The sequence below is a fragment of the Paenibacillus sp. J22P277 genome (assembly GCF_059383675.1).
In genome coordinates this window covers 231,258-254,303 of record NZ_JBXENS010000007.1, presented here as the reverse complement: position 1 = coordinate 254,303, position 23,046 = coordinate 231,258, and the positions used below count along the sequence as shown (strand labels likewise).

Sequence of the window (23,046 nt, the reverse complement as noted above, 5' to 3'; positions counted from 1 at the left end):
TACAAGTAGTGAATCTTATCTTTATAGGGGGGATTCTATCTTGTTTGATTTACCCCGCTCGCCGAAGGCGACATCGATTCCGATTCGACTACTAACTTCCAGTATAGTAGGAACCGGCAATGGCGCAAGTGAAAACTGCTCCTCTTCCCGCCGACGCAAAAGAGACTTCTCTCGCGACGAGAGAAGTCTCCGTTTTCCCGCACTACCCGCCCTACTCCTCCGCCTCGTCCCGATTCAGCCGGTCCTCCTCGTTGTCCCGGATCGTCTTCTGCAGCACGAGGCACGACACGATCAGGAAGGCGCCGCCGATGGCGTAATAGCCTTTGACGGCCAGCGGCTCCTCCAGGTTGAAGATCCCGACGTACTGCGCCAGGATCGCCAGCCCGAAGCCGGCCCAGGACAGAAACGTGAACGCGGACGTATTGCGGCGGCGGTGGCCGGGGTTATGCGCCGCGAGAAAATTGTCCTCGTCGTTGTCCCGCGCGACCTTCTGCAGCAGGAACGAGGTGACGATGAGCAGCACGCCCGTGACCGCGTAGTAGCCTTGCACCGACAGCGGCTCTTTCAAATTATAAATGCCGACGAATTCGAATCCGCTCGCGAGCACGAACGACGCCCAAGCCATGAACGTGTAGGTCGGGGTGTTGCGGCGGCGGTAAAAGTGCATTTTCGCGCGAACCGGCATCGTGGTGTTGAAGTTATCCATATCCATCTTACTCATCGTAATGAGCCTCCCGTATAACCTTTGCGGTTATGTGTTATGGCCTCATTGTAATCCCGTTCGCCGCGCGCCAGAAGTACCAACTATTTCTGGTACCTGGTACTAAGCCCGCTCGCTCTGCCTTCAGCGCCGGCGCATGAAAAAGGAGCAGGCCGACTGGCCCGCTCCCTCCATCGAAAGGAAATCCGTTATCTGACATGCGCGACGATATCGATCGGGTACCGTCCGGCATTCCGGCCGTACAGCGCCAGGCCGCCTTCGCCCGCTTCCAGCGTCAGCTTGAAGGCGCGGCTGCGGTCGAGCTTCGCCGTCACGCTGCTCGGCAGCACGACCTTGCACAGGTAGCCGTAGGAGCCGGCTTCGTCGAGCTGGTTATGAACCTCCTGGTACTGGTATGAGAGCACGCCTTGGCTGTCCGCCGGATTGTCCGGCAGGAGGAACGACGCGACCTTCTCCCCGTCCACGAGAACGTCGATCCGCGATTCGTGCAGCTCGTTGTCGGTCATGTAGTACGTGTTGGAATTGTACTCCACCGCGGCATCCGCGCCGTGCATGAAGTCGATGCCGTGCGCGCGTTCCCGCGCGCCTTCGACGTTGCGCGCCAGCAGCCGCTTCGAGCTGGCCTCGAAGTAAAGCTCGACCTGCTGCACCAGCGCTTGCTCGGCCGCGTCCGGCAGCTCGACGTCGTAGACGAACTTGCCCGCCTGGCCGCCGTTCGTCTTGCCCGCCTGAATCGCATTCCACTGGTGCGCGAAGGTTTGTTCCGCGTAATCCGTCACCGGCACCGCGACGAAACGTCCGTCCGCGTCGTAGACGGGCATTTCGCTGCCGCCGCGCACGTCGAACGTAATGAAGTTGCGCGTCACGACCGTACCGGCCGCATCCCTTAGCGTGACCGCCAGCACCGCGACGGCATCCTGCTTCGGCAGATCGAACGCGATCGGCGCGCTGATCGGCTCCACGCCGTAGCCGTTCCAATCCAATTCGATCGCGCCGCGGTCCCCGGTTACGCGGGTGCCGAGGTTATCATGCCACAGCTCCCAGCCGAGCGTCAGCTTCTGCCCGTGGTAACGGTCCGAGTAGCTCGACTTCAGCACCGGCACCGACACGCGTTCGCCCGCTTGCGCCGTCCGGCACGGCGGCGCGTCGATGACGATGAAATCCGGCGCGTGCAGGTCGGCCAGCGTCATGCCCGGCACGAAGCCCTCGTAGCCGAAAAATTTCTCGCGGCCGTCGAGGCGATAGTAGCCGTTGAACTCGTTGGTCACGTCGCGCAGCTCGGTGAAGACGAACCCGCACATTTTGTCATGGCGGCGGAATTCGTTCATCATGTAGCGGTAATGCCAGGCGAGGTCGCTGTCGCCGGCGCCGCTCACGAAGCCCCAGACGTTGCCGCACTCGCTGTTCATCAGCGGCGCGTCGGACTGCACGTTGTCCCCGATGCAGTTGAAGGAAGAACCCGGGAACGTCTTCTCCACGACCTCGGTCACATGCGCGCGCACCTGTTCGTAGCCGTTAATATAGAAATGCCATGTATTGATATCCGACTCCACTTTGTCGTAGTTGCACGGCGAGTTGTCCTCGACGATCCGCGTCGGATCGACGCTCTTGGCCCAGCGGTAGATCGAGCGCACCCACTCCTGCGTCTCCGGCAAATACGTGGCTTCGGCTTTGCCCCCGTCCTGGCTCGTCAACGCGATCGTCTCGGCGTCCGTGCGCAACCCCCATGTTTCATTAAACATGATCCAGGAGAAAATCGACGGATGGTTGAAATCGCGATCGATGATTTCCTTCGCCTCGCGCTCGTAGGCCGCGCGCGTCGGCTCGTCGGGATTGCCCCAGAAGCACGGCATGTCTTCCATGATCAGCATGCCGAGCTTATCCGCCCAATACAGCTTGCGCGGCTCCTCCGGCTTGATGTGAATTCGCACGAAGTTCAGGCCGAGGCGCTTCGCCAGGTAAATCTCGTCGCGCATTTCTTCGTCCGTCGGATACGTGAAGAACCCCGTCTCGTGGAAAGACTGATCCAGCGTCCCGTTCAGGTAGACCGGCTTGCCGTTCAAGGTCACCCAGCGGTAGTCGCGATCGCCGAACCGCGCCGTGCCGATCTCGCGAATGCCGAAATACGTCTCGACGGCGTCCGTGCCCTCATTGCTCGCAAGCTTGATCTCGCCCTCGTACAGGTACGGGGATTCCGGGCTCCACAGCTGCGGATCCTCGACCTGGAACGTCGCGCTCACGCTGTTCACGCCCTGCGCCAGCGTGACGTTCTCCGCATGCGAGACCGCCCCGTCCGCAAAACGGAACTGCAGCGACGCTTCCGTCGTCTTGCCCGCCGCGATCGTCAGGTTCGCCTGCACGCTGCCATCGAGGCGGGTGATGAATTTCGCCTGCTGAATGTACGCTTTCGGCCGCGACTCCAGCCAGACCGGCTGCCAGATGCCGCGGATCTCGCCGTAGCCCTGCTTGCCGCGCGTCTGCGATTTCAAGTCGAAATCCTCCGCGCGCACCATGATCGTATTGGCCTCGCCCGTGTTCCAGATGCCCGTCACGTCGAACTCGAACTCGCCGTAGCCGCCCGAATGGGAACCGGCGTGCAGGCCGTTGATCCAGACGTCGCAGCGGTAGTCGACCGCGCCGAAGCGCAGGAAGACGAGGGAATCCTTCGCTTCCGGGGACCAGGTCACTTCGCGCTTGTACCAGCCGATGCCGCGTTCGTTCCGGCCGATGCCGGACAGCGGGCTTGCCCACGAGAACGGCACGACGATCTCGCTGCCGAACTCCGCGGAAGCCTGCGTGGAACCGTTCTCATTTTCGGGATCGAGCCGGAACGACCACGTTCCGTTCAAATTCAGCCAATCGCGGCGCTGCCAATCCGGACGCGGGTATTCGGGACGCGGCAGGGAAGTCGCCGCCGTTTGCAAAGCTTGAGCTGCCATTAGGAGAGCACGACCTTTCGGGTAAGGTGGATTTTCATTCATTCTCGCCTTGATTCTAGCATTGGTATATAAATTTATCAATATGTATTATACTTTTACAATATAGCGGTTTTCGAGTACACTACTCCTATACCAAAACGACCGCCCGAAGGACTGATACCGCCCATGAACGAATCCATGCAAGACCTGCTGCGTTATCCCTCCTCCCGCATCGTCGACGTGGCCAAAGCGTTGTCCGGCGACGTCCGCGTGCGCATCTTGGAGGCGCTCGGCGAGAAGCCGATGAGCATCAGCCAACTGGCCGAGGCGCTCGGCGTCGCGCAGCCGACGATCTCCATCAACGTGCAAATTCTCGAAAGCGTGGACCTCGTCTCGTCGGCGCTCGGGGCGAACCGCGAAAAAATCTGCTCCGCCACTTGCCGCTCCATCCAACTCGACCTGCCCGTGAAGCTCGGCGAAGGGCTGCATCGCACGGAAGAGCTGCACATGCCGATCGGCATGTTCTCGCATTGCTCCGTCCAGCCGACCTGCGGCATCGTGACGAAAGATTGCGTGCACGTCGGCTCCGTGGACGATCCGCGGTCCTTCTACATGCCGGAGCGGTTCGAAGCGTCGCTGCTCTGGTTCTCCGGCTCGGGCTACGTGGAGTATTATTTCGCCAATCCCATGCCGCCCGGCGTGACGATCGACGAGCTCGGCTTCCGCGCGGAGCTTTGTTCGGAGGCTTCCTCCTTCCAGATGGACTGGCCTTCGGACATCTCGCTCTACATTAATGATATGCTCGTCGGCACCTATACGAGTCCTGGGGATCTCGGCGACCGCAAAGGCAAGCTGACCCCGGACAAATGGCGCAGCGGCACGGAATACGGCCAACTGACGGAATGGCGCGTGACGAAGGACGGCAGCCTGGTAAACGGCGCGCCGTCCGCGCCCGCGACCGTCGGTTCCCTCGGCCTGCAATACAACAAGCCGATCCGCGTGCGGCTCGAGGTCGGCGAGGACGCCGAGAACCGCCGCGGCCTGAACCTGTTCGGCTCGGATTTCGGCGACCATCGGCAGGATTTGGTGCTGTCGTTCATCCGGTATTCGGAGTAGGACGAACGCGGATTGTGTGTACGCCCGAGACATGTGCTAGGCGCCGGTCATGACTATGGGCAACAGAGACTAGCCGAACGGCCGGATTTCGCGATATACTGAAAGCAACGAGACGAAGAACGTCCCGCTCCATGCCGCGCATGGAACGGGGCGTTTTTTTCATTTTTGGGGAGGAAACGGAAGATGAGTTTCGAACAGGCGCACCGCGAATTTTTGGCGTATCATTTGAAGAAGCGCAAGGGAGAACGAAGAGGGAGGCTGGAACGGGGGCACAAGGAGGCCGAAGAACGGTTTTGCCGCAACGTGTGGTGGCCGGCGTTAGGCCAATTCGACGATTTGCATCCGGAATTCGAGGTGCTCGATTGGCGGGGGCTGGCCTATTATTGCGATTTTGCCTGGCTTACTCCCTCGGTTAAGCTCATCATCGAGATCAAAGGCTTCGGTCCGCACGTAAGAGACATGGATCGGCAGAAGTACTGCAACGAGTTGAACCGAGAAACCTTTCTGTCGGCGATGGGTTTTCAAGTCGTCTCCTTCGCCTATGACGATGTCGCGAATCGGCCGGAACTTTGCCTGACGCTGCTGCGGATGCTGCTCAGCCGCTACCGGACGCACGATTCCCCCGTCGAAGACACGCCAAGCTTGATGGAACGGGAAATCATCCGCTTCGCCTGCGCATCGTCCGGCCCGCTGCGCCCAATCGACGTGGAAACGCATCTTCGCATCAACCACCGGACTGCCGTCCGAACGCTGCAATCGCTATGCCGCAAAGGCATGTTCACGCCGGTCACAGGGAACTCAGGAAAACACGTCGTGCGTTACGAGCTGCACCCAAGCGCGATTATGCGGCTTTAACGTGTGTTTTGTATAAACCTGGTTCGCCTAACCGGATCGTGAACAGCGAAGGTCTAACTGATACGCAAGATCCCGCTGATACGAAATTTCCTGCAATAATGCAGCAATTTTCGCCGAATCGATTAGCCAGCCATTAATTCCTGCAAATATGCAGCAAATTGGCGCTGTTTTGGCATTCCAGACCAATAAGCGGCGATATTCCTGCATTTTTGCAGCATTCCTCTCAAAATCAGGCTATTGCTCGGAAATTCCTGCACTTTTGCAGCATTCATCTCAGAACCATACTTTCGTTTCGCAGAGTCCAGCCTTATGAGCAAATTCCTGCAATAATGCAGCAATTTTCGCCGAATCGATTAGCCAGCCATTAATTCCTGCAAATATGCAGTAAAATGGCGCTGTTTTGGCATTCCAGACCAATAAGCGGCATATTTCCTGCACTTTTGCAGCCATCCTCTCAAAAACAGGCTATTGCTCGGAAATTCCTGCACATTTGCAGCAATCTTCTCACTACCATACTAGCACTTGGCAGAGTCCTGCCTGATAAGCAAGCAAGTTCCTGCAATAGTACAGCAATTTTCGCCAAACTCGACTTGCCGCCCTTTAATTCCTGCGAATCTGCATCAATTTGGCGTTATTTTGTCATTCTGATCCGAGGAGGGGCTATATTCCTGCACAATCACTGCAATCGTTCCTCGCGAACCCTGTAAGCCCACCGACTTATCTCCCTTACGATATCCCGCTGTGGATAACCCGGTCTGTGGATATGTTTATTAGTTCTGAAGGCTTATCAATTTCTTAACAATCGCGCATGTGCATGATGGGGATAAACCTGTGCATAACTTTTCCGTCCATATTCCCTTCCGGCTTCCCGGCGCTGGGCGCAGCCTCTGTCCCGTCCGGATTATCGCGCGTTTGCGTATCCTCCCGCCTTTGCGGTCGAGACGGTCCGGGAGGAGAGCACGAAGCATGTGAACTGAGTGCCCCCGAGCGCGCCCTACGCTTCAAGCTCCGCCGCTAGCGGCCGTAATAATCCAGATTGGCCCGCTTCGCCTGCTCGCGGTAAGCCCCCGGCGTCACGCCGTAGCTTTTGGCGAACTGCCGGCTGACGTACGCCGCGTCGCCCATGCCGCATTGGGCGGCGATCTGCGCGAGCGGCAGCTCGGACTGCTCCAGCAGCCGTTTCGCCTTGCGCAGGCGAAACTCGCGCAGCAGCTGCATCGGGGTCAGCCGGAATTTCGCCGCGAAGATCCGGTCCAGGTAATTGGCATTCATGTGCACGAGCTCGGCCAGCTGTTCGCGGGAGATTTTCTCTTCCAGCTTCGCGCTCAGGTACATGACGATCTGCTGAAACCGTTCGTCGTTCTTGGAGCTCTGCAGCGTTCGCGGCGCACTGCCGCCCAGTTCCCAGCTCCGCAGCAGGTAGAACAGCAGCAGCCGGCACAGGCTCGCGATCTCCATCTCGCGGAAGAGCCCCTCCCTGCCGTTCCAGGCGGCCATCAGCTGATCGAATGCCTGGATGTACGGCCCGGGATTGGCGATCGTCGTCACCTCGCCGACGGGATAGAGCCGGAACAGGTCCATCCCGTGCGCGTTGGCGGCCTCCACGACGAACCAGCGATGATTGCCGCCGCGGTCGGAGCGTTCCGAGAAGGGCAGATGCGGGGCATGCAGCATGACTTGTCCTTTGCGCGCGGTCTGAGCGTGGTGGCCGACCTGCGTCTCCACCTGCCCCTCCGCGATAAAACTGACCACCCAATGGGGGTAGACGATATCCTGCAAATCGAGCTCGTCATAGAAAGCATGGCCGACGACCGAAGGCCGCACCCGCCACCCGTCCTCGAAAAACGTCCCCGTCATCCCCCTCGCCACCTCCCTCGCCTACGCCAGGCACGCCGGGAGGCTCCTCCCGGCGTGCGCGCGATGCAGCTATTTGAACCAGCAGCCGACCTTATATTCTGCTGTTCTATTCTGCCTGTTATATTCTGCTGTTCTATTCAGCTCTTCTATTCTGCACTTCTATTCGGCAATTCTAGTATTCGGCGGTTCCGCTCTTCCATCCTTCAAATCTTCGCCTCGCAGCAGCCGTTCGAATTCCGCCTCGTCGGCGGCGTAGACGAGCTTCCCGCCGATGCCGGCCTGCCGCTGCCGGCGGCAACCGATGCAAAAGCTGAGACAGCGCTCCAGCTTTACGTCCCCGCCGGCGTCGACCAGCGCCTGCAGCGCGGCGCCGTAACGGAACGCCTGCAAGTTGTTCGCGCAGCAGCGAATCGGCTCAGGCACGGGATTCCGTGCCCTGCTGAACTTCGTCCTGCGTCACGAAGCCCGCGTAGGCGCTCCGTCCGTCCCGCGCGATGACCGGCCCGTTCAGGAATTCCTTGCCGTTGTCCGGATTGTAGGAGCCCACGACGGAATATTGAATGACGTAGCCTTTGCGGGTCGTTTGGCTTTGGTTCGGCGTGCTGCGGTGAAAGAGCAGCGAATGGAACGCGACCAGGCTGCCTTTCTTCAATTCCACCGCAATGCCCGGGTCCTCCCCTTGATAGCAGACATAGCCGATCTCCGAGTATACGTGCTCGACGAAGCCTTGCTTGTGCGAGCCCGGCTGAACCCAGATGCAGCCGTTATCGACCGTCGAATCTTCGAGCGCCAGCCAGCAGGTCAGGTAATGAACCGGCTCGGTCGGCACGTACCCGTTGTCCTGGTGCCACGGGAAATCCCGATTCGCCTCCGGACGCTTGTACACGGACTGGTCCCAGTACAGCCGCGTATCAGGACCGAGAATGGTCGTCGTGAGATCGACGAACCGTTCGTCCGCGATGAACCGCTGGATGTCGGGATGCTGATAATTCAAATGGCTCGTGAAATTAATCTGGTTGGCCGCGCTGATGAAATCCCGGCCCTCGCTCAGCCTGCGCGCGGATTCCTCGTCGAGCTTGTCGATATGCTCGCGAATGACGTCGATCTCCATTTCATTAAACAAATGCTCGAGCACGATATACCCCAGCTCGTCGTACTGCTTCAGTTGCGCTTCGGTCAGCTTCGGCATGCCATCATCTCTCTCCCATGGATTGTCGCCTCCCATGCCGGCCGAAGCCGTTCCCTCGCTTGGGATGCATGCGGCGTATCGGGTTGCTGCATGCTTCCATTTTCCGCGATGCGCGCGTTTCGCTCAATGGCTTATCTCCGCCGGTTCATTGTATTTTTTCCACTTCTTGCGAACGCGGTCGGAGCGGCTCGTCGAATCGCCCGAAGCCGGCGGGTTTGCATGCATGCCGCCATTCGCGGCATAGGACGGTACGCATGCCGCCTCGGTCCCTTGTGTTCTTCTTGTCGTTAGGGTTATAATACGACAATAGCATTCATTATCGGAAGTAGACATCGATATATATTATAGTACCCGAAAAGATACCAAGGAGGAGGAACCGGCGTGGACGAATGCAAAGCCAATACGGCGCTAGATATTCTTATCGGCAAATGGAAACCGATCATCCTTTATCATCTGGGCCAAAGCGGCACGCTCCGTTTCAGCGGATTGCAGCGGGCGATCCCGGAAATCACCAAGAAGATGCTCACCGCACAGCTGCGGGAACTGGAATATCACGATATCGTGCACCGCGAAATTTACATGCAGATTCCCCCGAAGGTGGAATATTCGATCACGGAATACGGCCAGACGTTGTTTCCGATCATCGAGATGATGCACAACTGGGGACAGAAGCATGTCGATCATTTGGAAGAGAAGTACGGGGACGACAGCGAAGAAGCCATTCGCGAAAACATAAACTAATACGAAAACCGCTGCCCGGGGCTTAACCGGACGGCGGTTTTTTTGAATTCCGGGCGGGCACAGGGCCGACTTGCGGCAGATAGGACCGCCATTCTCCCCGATGTTTAGAGCGCGAACGAAGCGAAAGGCCCGCGCCGCTCATAACCTGGACACCGCTCAGCTGCGATTTTTTACGTTCTTCGTCCAGTTTTCCCCGGTCACCGAATATTTACGCGGACATCAACGAAAACCACGCCGCAGTCAGAGCAGCATGGTAAAGCTTCGGCAGCTAAACCAATCTAAACCCGCTGCCGTTAGCAATCCGCCCGCCGGCGACGAGATGATCGCGTACGATGCGCTGCAGCGACGTATGCGCCTGCATGGCCGGTACATCGGCAAGCCGCGTGCCGTAGCCGAACACGCGCTCCAGCGTCTGGCTCTCGTCCGACGGATCCGGGAGCAGCCGGTAGTCGCTCTGGAACCGGACGATATTCGAGGACGGCGGCAGCAGCTCCCGGAACTGCGGGGCGAGCAGCCACGATTGGCAAACGAAGGCGCGGAACGGCTTGTCCGGGAAATGCGCGGCCATAAAACGCAAAGCGGTCGCGTAGGAATCCCCGCAGGCTTCCGGCGACAAACGGTCGCCCTCGGGAACGTGGACGTTCAGCACGGGATCGCCCTTTTCCAGCGCGAGCTCCCATTCATCCGCATCCAAGCGCGTCGGCAAGCGGTTCGCGGCTCCCGCCTCCGATATCGGATGCCCTTCATGATGCCGACCGTCGAATGAATAAGCCGACTCCCACGCGCCCTCGGGATCATGCAACCCGCACGTGCCGTCCAGCTGCCCGTCCGCGCGGTACCGAATGCCCGCTTCCGACAGCACGGCGACTTCCCCGGTCTTCCCGTGGCGAAACGCCTTCGCCTCGAGCGGATTGGGGATGCAATGGAACTGCAGCCGGCCCAGCCGGAACAGTTCCCCGCTCAGGTGTTGGTGCAGCCAATCGAGCTCGCTGAGTCCCCAGCGTCCATGGCGTTTGCGGTGGACTTCCATCCACAACGCGATGTCCTGCACGGTGTCGACCAAGACGCCGGCAGGCAGCCCCAACCGACGATAGCTCGCCCCCAGCAGCGGGATGGCCCCCGCATAGACGACGGCCGCCAGCGCCGCGCCGTCCGCGCCGAACGCCAGCAGCTCGCGGTTGACCGTCTCCGAAGCTTGTCCGCCCTCCAAGAACAGCGCATGCCGGAACCGCCTAGCCGCTCCCGCCGATTCGGCATCCGCCCCGATCCGCTCGGCCGCCTCGCTCAGCGCTCCCGTCACCTCGGCCGGGAACCGAACCGCCGCGCATATCCGCGTCATAACGTCCGGCTCCAACCAATTGCCGGCCTTGTTTAACGTCGTTAATTCCGTTATCGCTTGATCGTTCATCTTCTTCCTCCTCGTCGGCCCTCACCGTTGGCCCATCGCCCATCAAACTCCCTTGCCCCACAATAGCAATTGCGGCGCAAGACGGCAAGCCTGTCCTTGTCCGAGCGATCCGCGGCTGCCTTGCGTAAAGTGCCGAACGATCAAGATGGGTCATGCAACTTTCCCCCGCCTCCGAGCGTCCAAATATTGTATGCATATCCAACGACTGTTTGGATCAGAACTTGATTTATACCTGTTGCACGACAAGGAGGAACGGCGTTGAAGATAGGGATAATCGCACTCATTGCCGCGATTCTGCTGGGCGGCTGCTCGCGTTCGAATCCGTATTCTTCCCGGCCGAGCAGCTCGATCGACTGGGTCGACTTCGTCAAGCTCCATGGGAAGTCCTACACGGGAATGTTTCAAGGCGTGATCGGCGACCCCGCCGCGGTCACCGCTCAGGTCGTCGGGGAAGTGAGCTTCAAAGTGGCGGATGTCGTGACCGACCCCGGTTATCGGACCAAAGACGGAGATGCTTCATTTCTCGAAATCGGAACGAAGCTGTACCGCGTCGATGGATTTGAAGCCGACGAACTGATCGCCGCGAAAGACGAGACGCGAATCGGCGGATATCGGTTGTACAGGGGAGATGACTTCAGGGAAACGATTCGCGACGATTACAAGGACGTGCCTGCAGACAAGGTCATCCGCATCGCATTATTTCGCGGCAACGAGACCATCCCCTATATGACGCTTCAAGGCGAAGACATACAAACCTTCACGCGGTTGTTGGACGGCGGTACGGAGATGAAGTCCTACACTCCCCGGAGCGGAGAGCAAGATCCCGCTTATTATCAGATGGTCTTTTATGTAAATCGTCCGATTGCCTATGCATTCTCGATTGCCGACGACGGCGCGCATGTGTACTTTTCGCCATGGGATACAACAATCGTAGACGAAGAGATCCGCAAATGGATTCATGAGTAATAAGCCGCTCATTTCCTCGTCTATAACCAGAAAGCCTTCGCCAGAAGTAGGCGAAGGCTGTGCATGGAGTCGAATATTTTATGCGGATCCCGGGACCGCCCGAGCGGCAGGCAGCTGCGGGTAGAGCCGCTTGGCGATCAGCGTCTGCAAGATCATGATCAGGCCGCCGACGCACCAATAGAGCGGCAGCGCGGCCGGGGCCGAGAACGAGAAGATGCCCATCATGACCGGGGACAGATAGACGAGCCAGCCCATGGCTTTCTGGCCGTTCTGCGGCGGCTGCGCGGACTGCGCGATGACGGCTTGCGCCAAGTACACGCCCGCCGCCAGGAAGGGCATGAACGGATCCGGGCTTCCCAGTTGGAACCACAGGAACGTGTGATGCGCAAGCTCCGGATTCGATCGTATCGCGTAATACAGGCCGGACAGGATCGGAATTTGCAGCAGCATCGGCAGGCAGCCGAGGCTGAACGGGCTGTAGCCGTGCTTGCCGTAGACGGCCATCGTTTCCTCCGTTTGCTTGCGCTGCTTATCCGGATCTTTGCTTTTGGCGTATTTGTGCTTGATCGCGTCGATCTCCGGCTGCATGGCCGCCATCTTGGCTCTCAAGCTTTGCTGTTTCTTGTACTGATTGATCATGAACGGCATCAGCGCCAGCCGGACGATGATCGTGATCGCGACGAGCGCCAGGCCGAAGCTGCCTCCGAACCACCCGGCGAAATGGTCGATCAGCCAGGAGAAAGGCGAAACGACGTAATGATGGAATACTCCGATTTGAGCGTACATGTCAGGCATGCGAATAATCCTCCCTGTTGATGTTGTGCGACGGGCATCAACAGGGACGCGCACGGGGATGAATCATCGTCGGGCGCCTCTTTGCGCTTGGTCAACCGGGTAAGCCGCTGCCTGCGGGCGTGAAGCGTGCCGGGCGGCTGCTGCGGCTCGGCCGGCGAGAAATCCGCTTCGGCGGCCTTCGTCCAGCCTGCGGCGGCAGCTCCCGGAACTCCGAGCAAATAAAGATACGCCAAGGAAACGAGCGTGCAGATCGATAAGGCGTACAGCAGCGCGTCATGAAGCTCGAACAATGATCGTCACCCCCTCGCGTGTAATATCCGTCTATTCTAGTCCTAATCGCGGGGGAACGAATCGGTCTGAAGACGGAGGGGGCATGGTTCCGTTGGCTGACCGCCAGGCAACGAATCCGCAACTTACGCGGCCCCGGCTTAGACTTCTCTGGTAGGTAGTACAGCCCTACAGCCCGAAAGAACCCTTAACGACAATAAGAAAGGCGATGATTCGATTGAAAATGAAATGGCTGGCAGCTGCGGCGCTTGTTCTCTCGCTTGCAGCTCCTTCGCTCGCAAGCGCGGGCGCGCCGGCATATGCCCGACTGACCTGGGCTAACGGCGGAACCCAAATGGCCGGAGGCGCGATCATCAAGAACGGCGCGGTCTACCTGCAGGCGGATACCTTCGAAATGGCGGGCTTGCGGCTGCAGTGGGACAAGTCGCATCAACGCGCGGATTTTATCGGGTACGGCAAGAGCGCGGCCGTTCGCGTAGGGAGCACCTTCGCCGTACTGGACGGCAATCCGGTCCGAGGTATGCCGGCTCCCTTCTCGTACCAGGACAAGCTGTACGTCAGCGCTCGATTCATCGTCATGACGCTCGAGGGCGGCTCCCTGGCTTGGGATGCGAAGAATCGCGTGTTCAGCGCCGGAGACTTGCATACGTATGCGGGCGTCAGCCAAACCTACGGCGGCCGAACCTACAGTATCGTCAAGGCCACGGGCGAATTGTTCGCGAACGGCGGCAAGCACGGCGCTTCGGTCAAGCTGGCCGATCTCGGCTCCCCCCTTTACGACGGCGTCTCGATGAGCTTCAAGCCTACGAAGGGCGGGCTGCTCTACTTGACGATCGTGGACAATTACGGGGAGCCTCATCTGCACAATCATGCGTTCACGCTTATCCTGAAGAACGGTTCCGTCATTCGGAAGGCCGACGTAAGCTATTGGCAGCGCTATGAGAACAACGTGGCCGCGTACGGCGATCATCTGCTGCTGACGGACGGCAAAACGCTGCGCGTCGTCGAGGATGGCACGGGAAACGTCGAACAAACGCTCGATCTGGTCAAACTCGGCGGCGAGGACGACGATTACTTCGTCGAAGGCATCGCGGACGATTTCCTGCTGATCCGCCCGAACGGATCCGGCCTGCTCACGCTCGTCGATCGCCGATCCGGCGCCAGCGTCAAGCTGTACGGCAAGCTGCTCAGCGCCGAAGGCATGGCATACGCAACGACGAACGACATGCCTTACCGCGGCGATATGCTGCATTACGTGAAACGAAGCGGTTCCGCGCTGTACTTCGAAGACAACGGCCCGTTTGCGAAAAGCAACGAGCCGTTAACCTATTCGCTGCCTAATCCGGCCGAAGACAGCGCGGTCGGCACATACGCCGCGAAGCAAAATTAAAAGCCTCGGTCCCATGCGATCGGGGACCAAGGCCGCTTAACGGATTACGATTTTATTTTCCTCTGTCTGCGGGCAGAGGCAGTTTCACCCCTGTCCTCGGACCGCGACCCGGAGTCGAACGCCGCGAACCAAGCAAGCCTAGCTTAACCAGCAGGTAGATGGCCTCCGAAATCGTCGGGGGCTTATTTGCAATTCAGCCCCTGCTCGCCCGCTTCAGCACGCGGATGCCGCTGATCTCCAGCGCGATCGGCGACGCTGCCGGGACGCCGGCAAGCAGGTCGGCGTATGCCGCCCCGTCCAGCTCCACCGTCTGCGCCGCGCCGCTGAAGTTCATCAGGAAGACGTAGTCGCTCTCGCCGTCCGTGCGCAGCTGCGCGGTGACGCCGGCCGGGAGCGCCGAGCCGATCGCCCGGAGTGCGCCGGTCTCCTCGAGTATGCGGCCGATGAAGTCCGCGAGGAACGGCTCCTTGTTGCGCGACGCCACGTAGTACGCCTTGCCCCGGCCGAGTCGGTTGACCGTCAGCGCCGGACGCCCCGCGTAGAAATCGCTTCCGTACACGGCCAGCGCTTCCGCGCCTTCGAGGTGAATCAGGTCGCACAATTCATAGGCTTCGTACGAGCCGCCAAGGCCAAGCGCGTTGCCCTCCACGAGCTTCACTTCGTTCGTCTGGCCGTCGTGCAGCGCGTCGATCTCTTCGGACCGGATGCCGAGCGTCTTGCGCAGCGGTCCCGGAAACCCGCCGAGGAAGCATAAGTCCGTCTCGTCCGCGATGCCGGACCAATAGGTCGCGACGAACGTGCCGCCCGCTTCGACGAACCGCTCGATCCGCTCTCCCACGCCCGCTCTGACCATATACAGCATCGGCGCGACGAGTACCTTATACCCCGCGAAATCAGCGTCCATGCCGATGATGTCCACGGGAACGCCCGCCTCCCAGAACGGCCGGTAGAAGGATTGCATCGTCTCCTTCAGATGCAGCCCCGCGTTGCGCGGTCCTTGCGAATCCTGCACCGCCCAGCGATTCTCCGTATCGTGGATGATCGCCGCGTCCGGCCTGACGCTCGTGCCGACGATCTCCGCCAGCTTCTCGAGCGCTTCGCCGACCGACGCGACGTCGCGGAAGACGCGCGCATGCTCGTGGCCGGCGTGGTCGACGACCGCGCCGTGGAGCTTCTCGCTCGCGCCTCGGCTTTTGCGCCACTGGAAGTACTGCACCGTGTCCGCGCCGTGGGCAACCGCCTGCAGCGATGCGAGCAGGTGCATATTCTCGCCCTTCAGCTTGCTGACCGGCTGCCAGTTGGTATTGCTCGGCGTGCTCTCCATGAGCATGAACGGCCGGCCGCCCTTGAGCGCGCGATAAAAGTCGTGATTGAACGCGGTCCAGGCGCCGACGGCCGCATCGCCTTGGCGGTCGTGCCACGTCGGATACGAATCCCACGAAACGACGTCGAGCGCGTCCGCGAACTTCCGGTAGTCGAGTCCGTCGAAGTCCTCCATGAAATTCGCCGTCGCCGGCATATCCGGCTCCAATTCGCGGATCGGCGCCAGCTCGTGCTTATAAAAGTCGACGGTGCGGTCGGTGACGAAGCGCCGCCAATCGAGGTTCATCCCGTGCACCTGCGTCTCGCCGCGCGGAGACGGCGGTTCGAGCTGCGACCAGTCGGTGAACGTATGGCTCCAGAAGGAGGCCCACCACGCGTGATTCAGCGCCTCCAGCGTGCCATACTTCGCGCGAAGCCATTCGCGAAACGCGTCCCGGCACAGCTCGCAGTGGCAGTCTCCGCCATACTCGTTCGAGATATGCCAGCCGATGACGGCCGGATGCTTCGCGTACCGTTCGGCGAGCTTGCGGTTGATGATCGCCACCTTCTCGCGGTAGATCGGCGACGTGTAACAGTGATTGTGCCGGAAACCGTGCAGGTTGCGCACGCGGTTCGCGCCGGTGCGCAGCACCTCGGGATATTTCCGCGACATCCAGGCCGGCCGCGCGCCGCTCGGCGTGGCGAGGAACGCATAGATGCCGTTGCCCGCGAACGAATCAAGCAGGCGGTCGAGCCATTCGAACGTAAACGCGCCTTCTTCCGGTTCGAGCGCGGTCCAGGCGAAGATCCCGACCGACATCACGTTCGCGCGGGCGAGCTTCATCAGGCGAATGTCTTCGGCCAGGATGTCCGGATAGCGCTGCCACTGCTCCGGGTTGTAGTCGGCCCCGTGAAGCATTCGGGGAACTTTGCTGCTGATCGGGGGATATTTGTCGCTCACGCTGTCACCTTTTCCACTCATAATTCGTTGCGTCCAGCAACTTCCTCTCTTGCAAGCGTTGTAACGCTCACTAGAGCTTCCGAACGTTAAAATCGTCGAAATACGCTTTTTGCATATGGGAGTATACGCCCGCTTTGCCGGAGGTAAAGGCGGATGCCGTCCCGCTGACGAGCAATTGTCCGTCTATGAAGCCTTTGACCGCATTGCCGTTCGCTTCCATCCGGAAGGTATGGTAGCTTCCGGCCGAAGGATCCGCGATGACGGGCGATGTGCCCAGTATTGTCTCGACGCCGTTTTGCATTTTGATAAGCGAAACCACGTGATAGTAGCCTGAATAGCTCATATAATAGTAATTTTTGTCATCTACGTATCTCGCGATCAAGCCGACGCGATCATGCCAACTGTCGACTTTGATCTTGGCTTCGACGCTGTAATCCGTCCAGGCGCCCGGGGCCGGGCTTGGGCCGGGTCCCGTTACCGACCTGGTCCCGCCGGAGGCTGCGTTATCGGACAGGTAAGCCTTCGTGCCGCCGTCCTTGACGACATAAAAGCTCCCCCAGCCGCCAACGACCGTCCAGGCGCTCAGATCGGCGTCATCGAAGTTAGCCGCGAACAGCGTGCTCGTGGTCGTCGCCACGGCTTCGCAGCCGGCATCCGACAACCGGTCTTCGAGGTCGTACGCTTTCACTTCGTAATGGTACGTCGTGGAAATCGTCAGCCCCGTATCCTTATAGCTTTGAAAGGCTCCGTTGACGGCGGCGATCTCGCTGCCGTTCCGGTACACCTTATAGCCTCTGACGCCCGTCTCCTCGGCGGGCGCCTGCCAGGACAAGCCGATCTCGGAGGCCGAGAGCGGCACCGCGGTCAAGCCCGCGGGAGCGCCCGGCGCCGAACGGTCGTAATGCCGGACTACCACGTTATCGAAAGCGACCGGCCCGGTTGAACCGGAGACAAGGCCTGCCTTGCCTGCGGCAAGCGACGCGTCGACGGCGGTGACGACCGGATCGCCGTTCAGGTAGCCGACAAGCGTCGTGCCTATCGTCTCGAATCGCAGCTTATACGACGTTCCGGCTGCAATGGACGGCAGTCCGTCCGCCGTTTGGACGACGGTATCCGCTCCGCCGACGCGTTTCTTGATCGCGGCTTTGCCCGCCTCGGCCTCGTACGCAAACGCATAATAATCCTCGTTGTCCGCATATCCGGCCAACAGACCGACCTCGCCTTCGCCATTCGCCGCGTTGACGTCGGCTTCAATCGCATAGTCGCTGCCGTACGTCGCGTCGATCACGGATCGGCCTCCGGCTTCGGCGCGATACGCGGCATTCCCTCCGCTCGATACCACGCTCCATGGTCCCGCCGCCGGCGTCCAACCGATCGCGTCGCCGTCCTCGAACGCGTCCTCGAACATCGGGTCGTAGACCAGCTCGAACGCGAACCCTTTGTCCGTATCGAGCGGCACGGCAATGCCGTCGCCCGACGCCGTTACCGGTATCTCCTGCAGCCTGATGCCGTTCAGCGCCAGCTTGTAGGCTTTATAACCGGCTGCGGGCCGATCCGTCGCGAGCCGGACCTCGGCGGTCTGCTCCTTGGCGAGCGTAGGAAGCGAGCCTTTATAATAGTGCACCTTGCCGTTAGGCAGCTGAATCGTCTGCTCGCCCGTCGCCGCGACGTCGGTCGTGTAGATCAACAGCAGCCTGTCGCTGTCCCCGAGCGGATTGCCGTCCAGCGAGGAGGCAAGGAACGTTCCTTTGTTCACGTCGCCCGTCACCGACACGGAGCCGAGATCGAGCGCCTGATTGTCCATCGTTCCCGCTGCCGCAACGACCTTCGGCGTCCGAACCATGTACGTGTTCGTATTCAGATCGAATAGAAGCTCGCCCGTATCGGACAGCAGCTTGTTGTCGTCCAACGCGTCCAGCATGGCCGTCTTCGCCGGAGAAGCGTCCAGCGCATCGATCATCGCTTCCGCCGCTTGCCGATCCGTCATCGCGCTCGTAATCGCGATCTTGTTCGCCGCAGGGAAATCGCCCGCCGCGATCTGCGCCTTGGTCAGCTCGGGCGTGATCTTGTACACCGCGAACGGCTGTCCCGGATTGTCCGCATACACGGCTACCGTGTTGAACAAATGCGGGATATACATCATGTTGGCGATATAAGCCTCGCTCTCGGAAGCGGCCCCCGCGTCGCGGGCCCATGCCTTATCCCATACGAGGGCGAACTTCGGCGCGCTTGCCTGAACGGCGCCCGTGCGGTACAGCAGCGCGGCCTCGGACTCGGAGATAATCGCCAGCGGGTCGTTCGTGATCGAGAACGTCTCCGGCGTCCCCAGCTTGGCGTTGGAATACGCGTCGCCGGCGTGCATGCCGAACGAATACCGGTTCATCATATCCCAGCTCTGGAACGCTCCGATCGCGCCGTTGAAGATGCCGACTTCCTCGCGGCCCTTGGCCGGGAACGTATCCTGGAATTCCGTCAGCAAGAACGGCCTGCCGTACCCTTGCCTCAAAGCAAGAGACGGATAATAGTTTAAGAACAACCGGTCCGACCCGTAAGCCTGCGGATAGCTGGCGATTGTCGCGGCGTCGAACGACATGCTCAGCCGCGGGTATTTGAGCGCGTTGTATTCGAAGCCGTACTGCCCGTTGTTCACCGGAGCCGAGTCCGTGACGAATTGGTGATACAGATGCGTCTCGAAGACGTCGGACGCTTGGTCGCGCCAGAAATTCACGTTCGGACTGATGATATAGTTCAATCCTCCGACCGGCGCTTTGACCTGAAGCGCCAGCTTCAAATAATCGCGCATCCCGTTCGCTGCCGCGATGGTTTTCGCCGAGTAATAGGCGCTTAATTGGTCCTTGATCGTGCCGCTCGCGTTCCAATATAGATTGGGCATCGAACAGTCCGAGCAGAGTGGATCTGCGCCGCGATCTTCCAGAAAATCATTGAAATCCGATCGCAGCTCGTCGCGAAACTTGGCCGTCATTTTACTGAGATCCATATTGAGAACAAGCGATTCGTTCCATGGACTGACGCCCACGAGCACCGGATCGTCCTTCAAGGCGTGCCCGGTATACGGATTTTCATGATTAAGAAGCTCGCTTGCGATCGTCTTCCAAGCATCCATCGCCGCAGGCACGAACGGCAAAAGATAAGCCGAGTTGTAACCCGACCCGTAGGTGCTGAGATTCGGATCGCTCTTGAAATCGTACAATTGGAACAGATCGATCGTGACATAAATGCCATGGGCCTTGAGTCTGGAGATGAAATAGTCGACTTGATCCATCCGGTCTTCATTGATTTGCGGCGTCGCCGAATTCAACTTGAACACGCCGGGCGAGTCGTCGCCCATGGCATCGAGCGAATGCAGCCGTACGACGTTGTAGCCCAGCCGCGCCAGGCGCTCCGCCGTGCGCTCCGCATCCTCGCGAGAGCCGTAGTACATGCTCCAGGACAAATTCGCGCCGTACAGCTTCACCTTGCGCGCCGGTTCATTCTCGAAGACGTAATCGCCTGCGGCGTCGATCTGGATGAATCCATGCGATCCCGCGGGCGTATCGTTCAGACCCGACAGATCCAATGCGCTTCCTTGCGCGATCCACGGCTCCGTGTCGATCGGCTGCCAGCCTGCGGGGGCATCCGCCCGCGCCTTGCCGGCGCCGGCGCTCAATAAAGGAAACAGAAGAACAAAAGCTAGCAGTACGGACAGACTCTTGCTTCTCAACCGGTTGGACATCGTCATTTTTCCCCTTTGCGATCCGATTCCAGCGGTTTCACTCGCGCCTATGGATACGCGGACGCCACTGCCGGCGCCCGCGTATTTTGTCTCTATTGCCTTAAGGCTTGCTTTTGCCTTGCCTTACTTCTTCTGATTCGCCGGCCAGGCGAATTCGATGCCCAGCGACTTTTTCGCGTCTTGGAATTGCTTGTTCTCGTAGTCGTAGAACTTCTGATAGCCGAGCTTGGCTTCCATTTCGATCTCGTCGTTGAAATACTTCTCCACGTCGGCTTCCGACTTGGCGAGGATCATTTTGGCGCGCTGCTTCTTCCGGTTCTCCTCGATCTTCGCGTTGATGCCGCCTTCGTCGGTGCCCCCGAGCGGCGTGATCGACTCGAACGGCAGCATATCGTACGTATACGTCGCGAAATATTCGGAACTCGCTTGCTTGGCGATCGCGTCTTCCGTGACGGATACCGGCGCGGTGCGCTGGATCGGCATCCAATTGATCAGCCATTGGAGCGTTCCGTTGCCGTATTTCAGCTTGGCTTTGTTCGCGTCCTCGGCGTTCAGCGCATTGAATTCGTCGCTCAGCTTCACTTTGCCGTTCTCGTCGAAATCCCATGCCGCGCCTTTCGGCCCGTAGTTTACGTTCAGGCTCATCTCGTCCGTGGACAAGTAATCGAACAGCTTGATAATGCGATCCGGGTACTTCGTCTTGCTGTTGATCATCGTGAGCGTCCATCCCGACGCGTTGACGGGATCGACGTACGGCTTGTTGCCCGCATCGCCCGTTACCGGCCCCACGTGAACGAACAGGGCTTTGGGATCCTTCTGGTACAGCGCGCTCCAATCGAGATTTTTGTTCGTAATCGCGAAGACGGCGCCGTTCGCCACCTTCTCCTGCAGCTGATTCTGGTCGAGCGTCTGGCTGTCTTCCGGCATCAGGCCCTCCCGGTTCAACCGATTCAGGAATTTGTAGGCCTCCAGCATCTCGGGCGTGCGTTCGCGGTCGACCAGATTGCCCGATGCGTCTTCTCGCGGAGCGCCGAAGAAATTGCCGATCACCCAGCTTTCGAAATACGCCGGGGTTACCGTAAAGCCGTCGTATTTGGTCCCCGATTCCTTGACCTTGCGCAGCGCGGCTGCCAAGCCTTCCTTCGTATTGAAGTCCTCCGGCTTGATGCCGAGTTGATCCATGATGTCTTTCCTTGCGTACAAGCCTTGATTGCTGCGGATGCTGTCGCCTGCCTGGAACGTTTCCTTGGCCCAGAAGAAGCTGGCATAGCCGTAGAGGTGGCCGTCCGGATTGCGGAACCAGTCCTGCATCGACTGGGGAACCTTGAAGTCCGGGTCGTATTTCGCAATCAACTCGTCAAGCGGCGACATGATGCCGGACTTCTCCAGGACGCCGCGCTGCGGATTGCCCTTGTCGACGGTAACCACGTCCGGAATATCCCCGGAAGCGATGAGCGCGCTGAGCTTTTCGGGCGTGCCCGAGGAGAAATCGATCGAGATTCCGGTTTCGTCGGTAATCATTTTGTCCAGCAGGTTGTTGACCGGATCCCAATTTTTCTTGTAATAATCCTGATCGACGAACCAGGTGATCTTGATCGGCGACTTGTCGTCCGGCTTCTCGCCCGGCGATGCCGAAGCATCCGTCGTTCCGGACGCGGCGGTCGTGTCCGCGGGCTTGGCGGCGTTCCCGTTCGCGTTTCCTTTCGCGTTCCCGGCCGCGTTCTCGTTCCCGTTGCCGGAGGAACAGCCGGCAAGCATGCCTCCGAGCATAACGGCGGTCAGCGTGGCGCCGATCCATTTTTTTCTGCGTTGCATGTCGTTTTGCCTCCCCTTTGACTTGTTCATGCTATATGTTGCATCCGCCCCCCGCCAGCCCGTACGTGCCGGCTTGGCGCGAAGATCAACCTTTGACGGATCCGATCAGCACGCCTTTGACGAAGTACTTCTGAAGAAACGGATAGATGACCAGGATTGGAGCCGTCGTCGCCATCATCATGGCGAGCTTGAGCGTCTCCGGGCTGATCTGCTTCGCTTCCTCCGGCATGACGCTCGCCGCCTGCTCGCCGAACTTCATCGCTTCCGACGAATCCGTCACGATGCGCATCAGGAACAGTTGGACCGGTTCCAGCGCATCCTTGGTCGTGAACATCAGCGCGTCCGTATACGCATTCCAGTGGTACACCCCGCTGAACAGCGCGATGGCGGCCAAGACGGGCTTGGTAAGCGGCAAAATGAGCTGAAGAAAGATGCGGTATTCGCCGGCTCCGTCGATTTTGGCGGACTCGATGATCTGCTCCGGTATCGACCGGAAGAACGACATCATGATAATCATATCCCATACGCTGAACATGGTAGGAATAATTAAAACCAGGAAATGATTCAGCAGCCCGAGCTCCTTGTACAGCAAGTAATTCGGGATCAGGCCGCCGTAGAAGAACATCGTGAACAGCATGATGACCAGATAAGCGTTGCGGCCGGCCAGCGCTTTGCGCGACATGCCGTAGGCGACGAGCGCGGTGAACGCCACGTGCAGCGCCGTGCCGGCGAGCGTGCGCGATATCGTCACGAAGAAGGCGTGATAGATCGTGTGATCGGCGAAAACCGTCTTATAATTGGCTAACGTAAACGTGCGCGGCCAGAAATATATTCCTCCCCGCATATAGTCGAGGCCCTGGTTAAACGAGCCGACAAGCGCGAACCAGAACGGGGCGATCGTCAACGCGACGACGACCAACATGATGCAGACGTTCATGGCATCGAACCACTTGTCTCCCCTCGAGCGGATGTTCATCGTGAATCCTCCTTC

The 23,046-nt window shown here is 59.5% G+C and carries 18 protein-coding genes and 1 pseudogene; 5 read left to right on the top strand and 14 right to left on the bottom strand.

Annotation, left to right across the window (positions count from 1 at the left end; genetic code table 11):
* Positions 1-211: 211 nt before the first annotated feature.
* The 3 genes and pseudogenes from AC50YL_RS25065 to AC50YL_RS25055 form a co-directional block, all read right to left on the bottom strand.
* A complete protein-coding gene (locus tag AC50YL_RS25065; RefSeq protein WP_494836011.1) occupies positions 212-403 on the bottom strand; it encodes a YiaA/YiaB family inner membrane protein in 192 nt (63 codons plus the stop codon).
* An 84-nt stretch (positions 404-487) separates the two neighbouring features.
* Positions 488-625, bottom strand: a pseudogene (locus tag AC50YL_RS25060) (YiaA/YiaB family inner membrane protein); the annotation flags it as partial.
* A 284-nt stretch (positions 626-909) separates the two neighbouring features.
* Positions 910-3,660: a glycoside hydrolase family 2 protein gene (locus AC50YL_RS25055; protein ID WP_494835568.1), complete on the bottom strand. Its 2,751-nt coding sequence runs from the start codon at positions 3,658-3,660 to the stop codon at positions 910-912.
* A 165-nt stretch (positions 3,661-3,825) separates the two neighbouring features.
* Between AC50YL_RS25055 and AC50YL_RS25050 the strand changes: the two genes are divergently transcribed.
* A complete protein-coding gene (locus AC50YL_RS25050; RefSeq protein WP_494835567.1) occupies positions 3,826-4,755 on the top strand; it encodes an ArsR/SmtB family transcription factor in 930 nt (309 codons plus the stop codon).
* Positions 4,756-4,938: 183 nt separating this feature from the next.
* Positions 4,939-5,610 carry a DUF559 domain-containing protein gene (locus tag AC50YL_RS25045; protein WP_494835566.1) on the top strand — a complete coding sequence of 224 codons (672 nt, stop codon included), beginning with the start codon at positions 4,939-4,941 and terminating at the stop codon, positions 5,608-5,610.
* Positions 5,611-5,732: 122 nt separating this feature from the next.
* Here the strand turns inward: AC50YL_RS25045 and AC50YL_RS25040 are convergent, their stop codons facing one another.
* The 4 genes from AC50YL_RS25040 to AC50YL_RS25025 all read right to left on the bottom strand — a co-directional run bounded on the left by AC50YL_RS25040 (position 5,733) and on the right by AC50YL_RS25025 (position 8,656).
* The gene (locus AC50YL_RS25040; RefSeq protein ID WP_494835565.1) at positions 5,733-5,882 is read right to left on the bottom strand and encodes a hypothetical protein; all 150 of its coding nucleotides are present in this window, start codon (positions 5,880-5,882) and stop codon (positions 5,733-5,735) included.
* A gap of 742 nt (positions 5,883-6,624) precedes the next feature.
* Complete coding sequence (locus AC50YL_RS25035) at positions 6,625-7,467, bottom strand: helix-turn-helix domain-containing protein (RefSeq protein WP_494835564.1); 843 nt, start codon at positions 7,465-7,467, stop codon at positions 6,625-6,627.
* Between the two features lie 159 nt (positions 7,468-7,626).
* Entirely contained in the window at positions 7,627-7,890 is a 264-nt protein-coding gene (locus AC50YL_RS25030) for a hypothetical protein (protein WP_494835562.1), read from the bottom strand.
* The gene (locus AC50YL_RS25025; RefSeq protein WP_494835560.1) at positions 7,883-8,656 is read right to left on the bottom strand and encodes a phytanoyl-CoA dioxygenase family protein; all 774 of its coding nucleotides are present in this window, start codon (positions 8,654-8,656) and stop codon (positions 7,883-7,885) included. The genes AC50YL_RS25030 and AC50YL_RS25025 overlap by 8 nt, the downstream gene beginning before the upstream one ends.
* Before the next feature lie 381 nt (positions 8,657-9,037).
* Between AC50YL_RS25025 and AC50YL_RS25020 the strand changes: the two genes are divergently transcribed.
* A complete protein-coding gene (locus AC50YL_RS25020; RefSeq protein ID WP_494835559.1) occupies positions 9,038-9,397 on the top strand; it encodes a winged helix-turn-helix transcriptional regulator in 360 nt (119 codons plus the stop codon).
* Positions 9,398-9,665: 268 nt separating this feature from the next.
* On the opposite strand, the gene AC50YL_RS25015 is transcribed toward AC50YL_RS25020, so the two are convergent.
* On the bottom strand, positions 9,666-10,805 hold the full coding sequence (locus tag AC50YL_RS25015) for an acyltransferase domain-containing protein (protein WP_494835558.1): 1,140 nt from the start codon (positions 10,803-10,805) through the stop codon (positions 9,666-9,668).
* 258 nt (positions 10,806-11,063) lie between these two features.
* On the opposite strand from AC50YL_RS25015, the gene AC50YL_RS25010 reads away from it, so the two are divergent.
* Complete coding sequence (locus AC50YL_RS25010; protein WP_494835557.1) at positions 11,064-11,771, top strand: hypothetical protein; 708 nt, start codon at positions 11,064-11,066, stop codon at positions 11,769-11,771.
* Positions 11,772-11,849: 78 nt separating this feature from the next.
* On the opposite strand, the gene yidC is transcribed toward AC50YL_RS25010, so the two are convergent.
* Together yidC and AC50YL_RS25000 are read right to left on the bottom strand one after the other, a co-directional pair.
* The gene (gene yidC, locus AC50YL_RS25005) at positions 11,850-12,566 is read right to left on the bottom strand and encodes a membrane protein insertase YidC (RefSeq protein ID WP_494835556.1); all 717 of its coding nucleotides are present in this window, start codon (positions 12,564-12,566) and stop codon (positions 11,850-11,852) included.
* Positions 12,500-12,856 (bottom strand): hypothetical protein, encoded by a 357-nt coding sequence (locus tag AC50YL_RS25000; protein ID WP_494835555.1) that lies wholly within the window; start codon positions 12,854-12,856, stop codon positions 12,500-12,502. Before AC50YL_RS25000 ends, yidC begins: the two co-directional genes overlap by 67 nt.
* A 221-nt stretch (positions 12,857-13,077) precedes the next feature.
* On the opposite strand from AC50YL_RS25000, the gene AC50YL_RS24995 reads away from it, so the two are divergent.
* Positions 13,078-14,244: a stalk domain-containing protein gene (locus AC50YL_RS24995; protein WP_494836010.1), complete on the top strand. Its 1,167-nt coding sequence runs from the start codon at positions 13,078-13,080 to the stop codon at positions 14,242-14,244.
* Positions 14,245-14,437: 193 nt separating this feature from the next.
* Here AC50YL_RS24995 and AC50YL_RS24990 read toward each other — a convergent pair whose 3' ends face one another.
* The 4 genes from AC50YL_RS24990 to AC50YL_RS24975 form a co-directional block, all read right to left on the bottom strand.
* Entirely contained in the window at positions 14,438-16,528 is a 2,091-nt protein-coding gene (locus tag AC50YL_RS24990; RefSeq protein ID WP_494835554.1) for a beta-galactosidase, read from the bottom strand.
* Positions 16,529-16,577: 49 nt separating this feature from the next.
* The gene (locus tag AC50YL_RS24985; protein ID WP_494835553.1) at positions 16,578-20,240 is read right to left on the bottom strand and encodes a fibronectin type III domain-containing protein; all 3,663 of its coding nucleotides are present in this window, start codon (positions 20,238-20,240) and stop codon (positions 16,578-16,580) included.
* Positions 20,241-20,363: 123 nt separating this feature from the next.
* The gene (locus tag AC50YL_RS24980; protein ID WP_494835551.1) at positions 20,364-22,055 is read right to left on the bottom strand and encodes a type 2 periplasmic-binding domain-containing protein; all 1,692 of its coding nucleotides are present in this window, start codon (positions 22,053-22,055) and stop codon (positions 20,364-20,366) included.
* 85 nt (positions 22,056-22,140) lie between these two features.
* A complete protein-coding gene (locus AC50YL_RS24975) occupies positions 22,141-23,031 on the bottom strand; it encodes a carbohydrate ABC transporter permease (RefSeq protein WP_494835550.1) in 891 nt (296 codons plus the stop codon).
* Between the last annotated feature and the right edge of the window lie 15 nt (positions 23,032-23,046).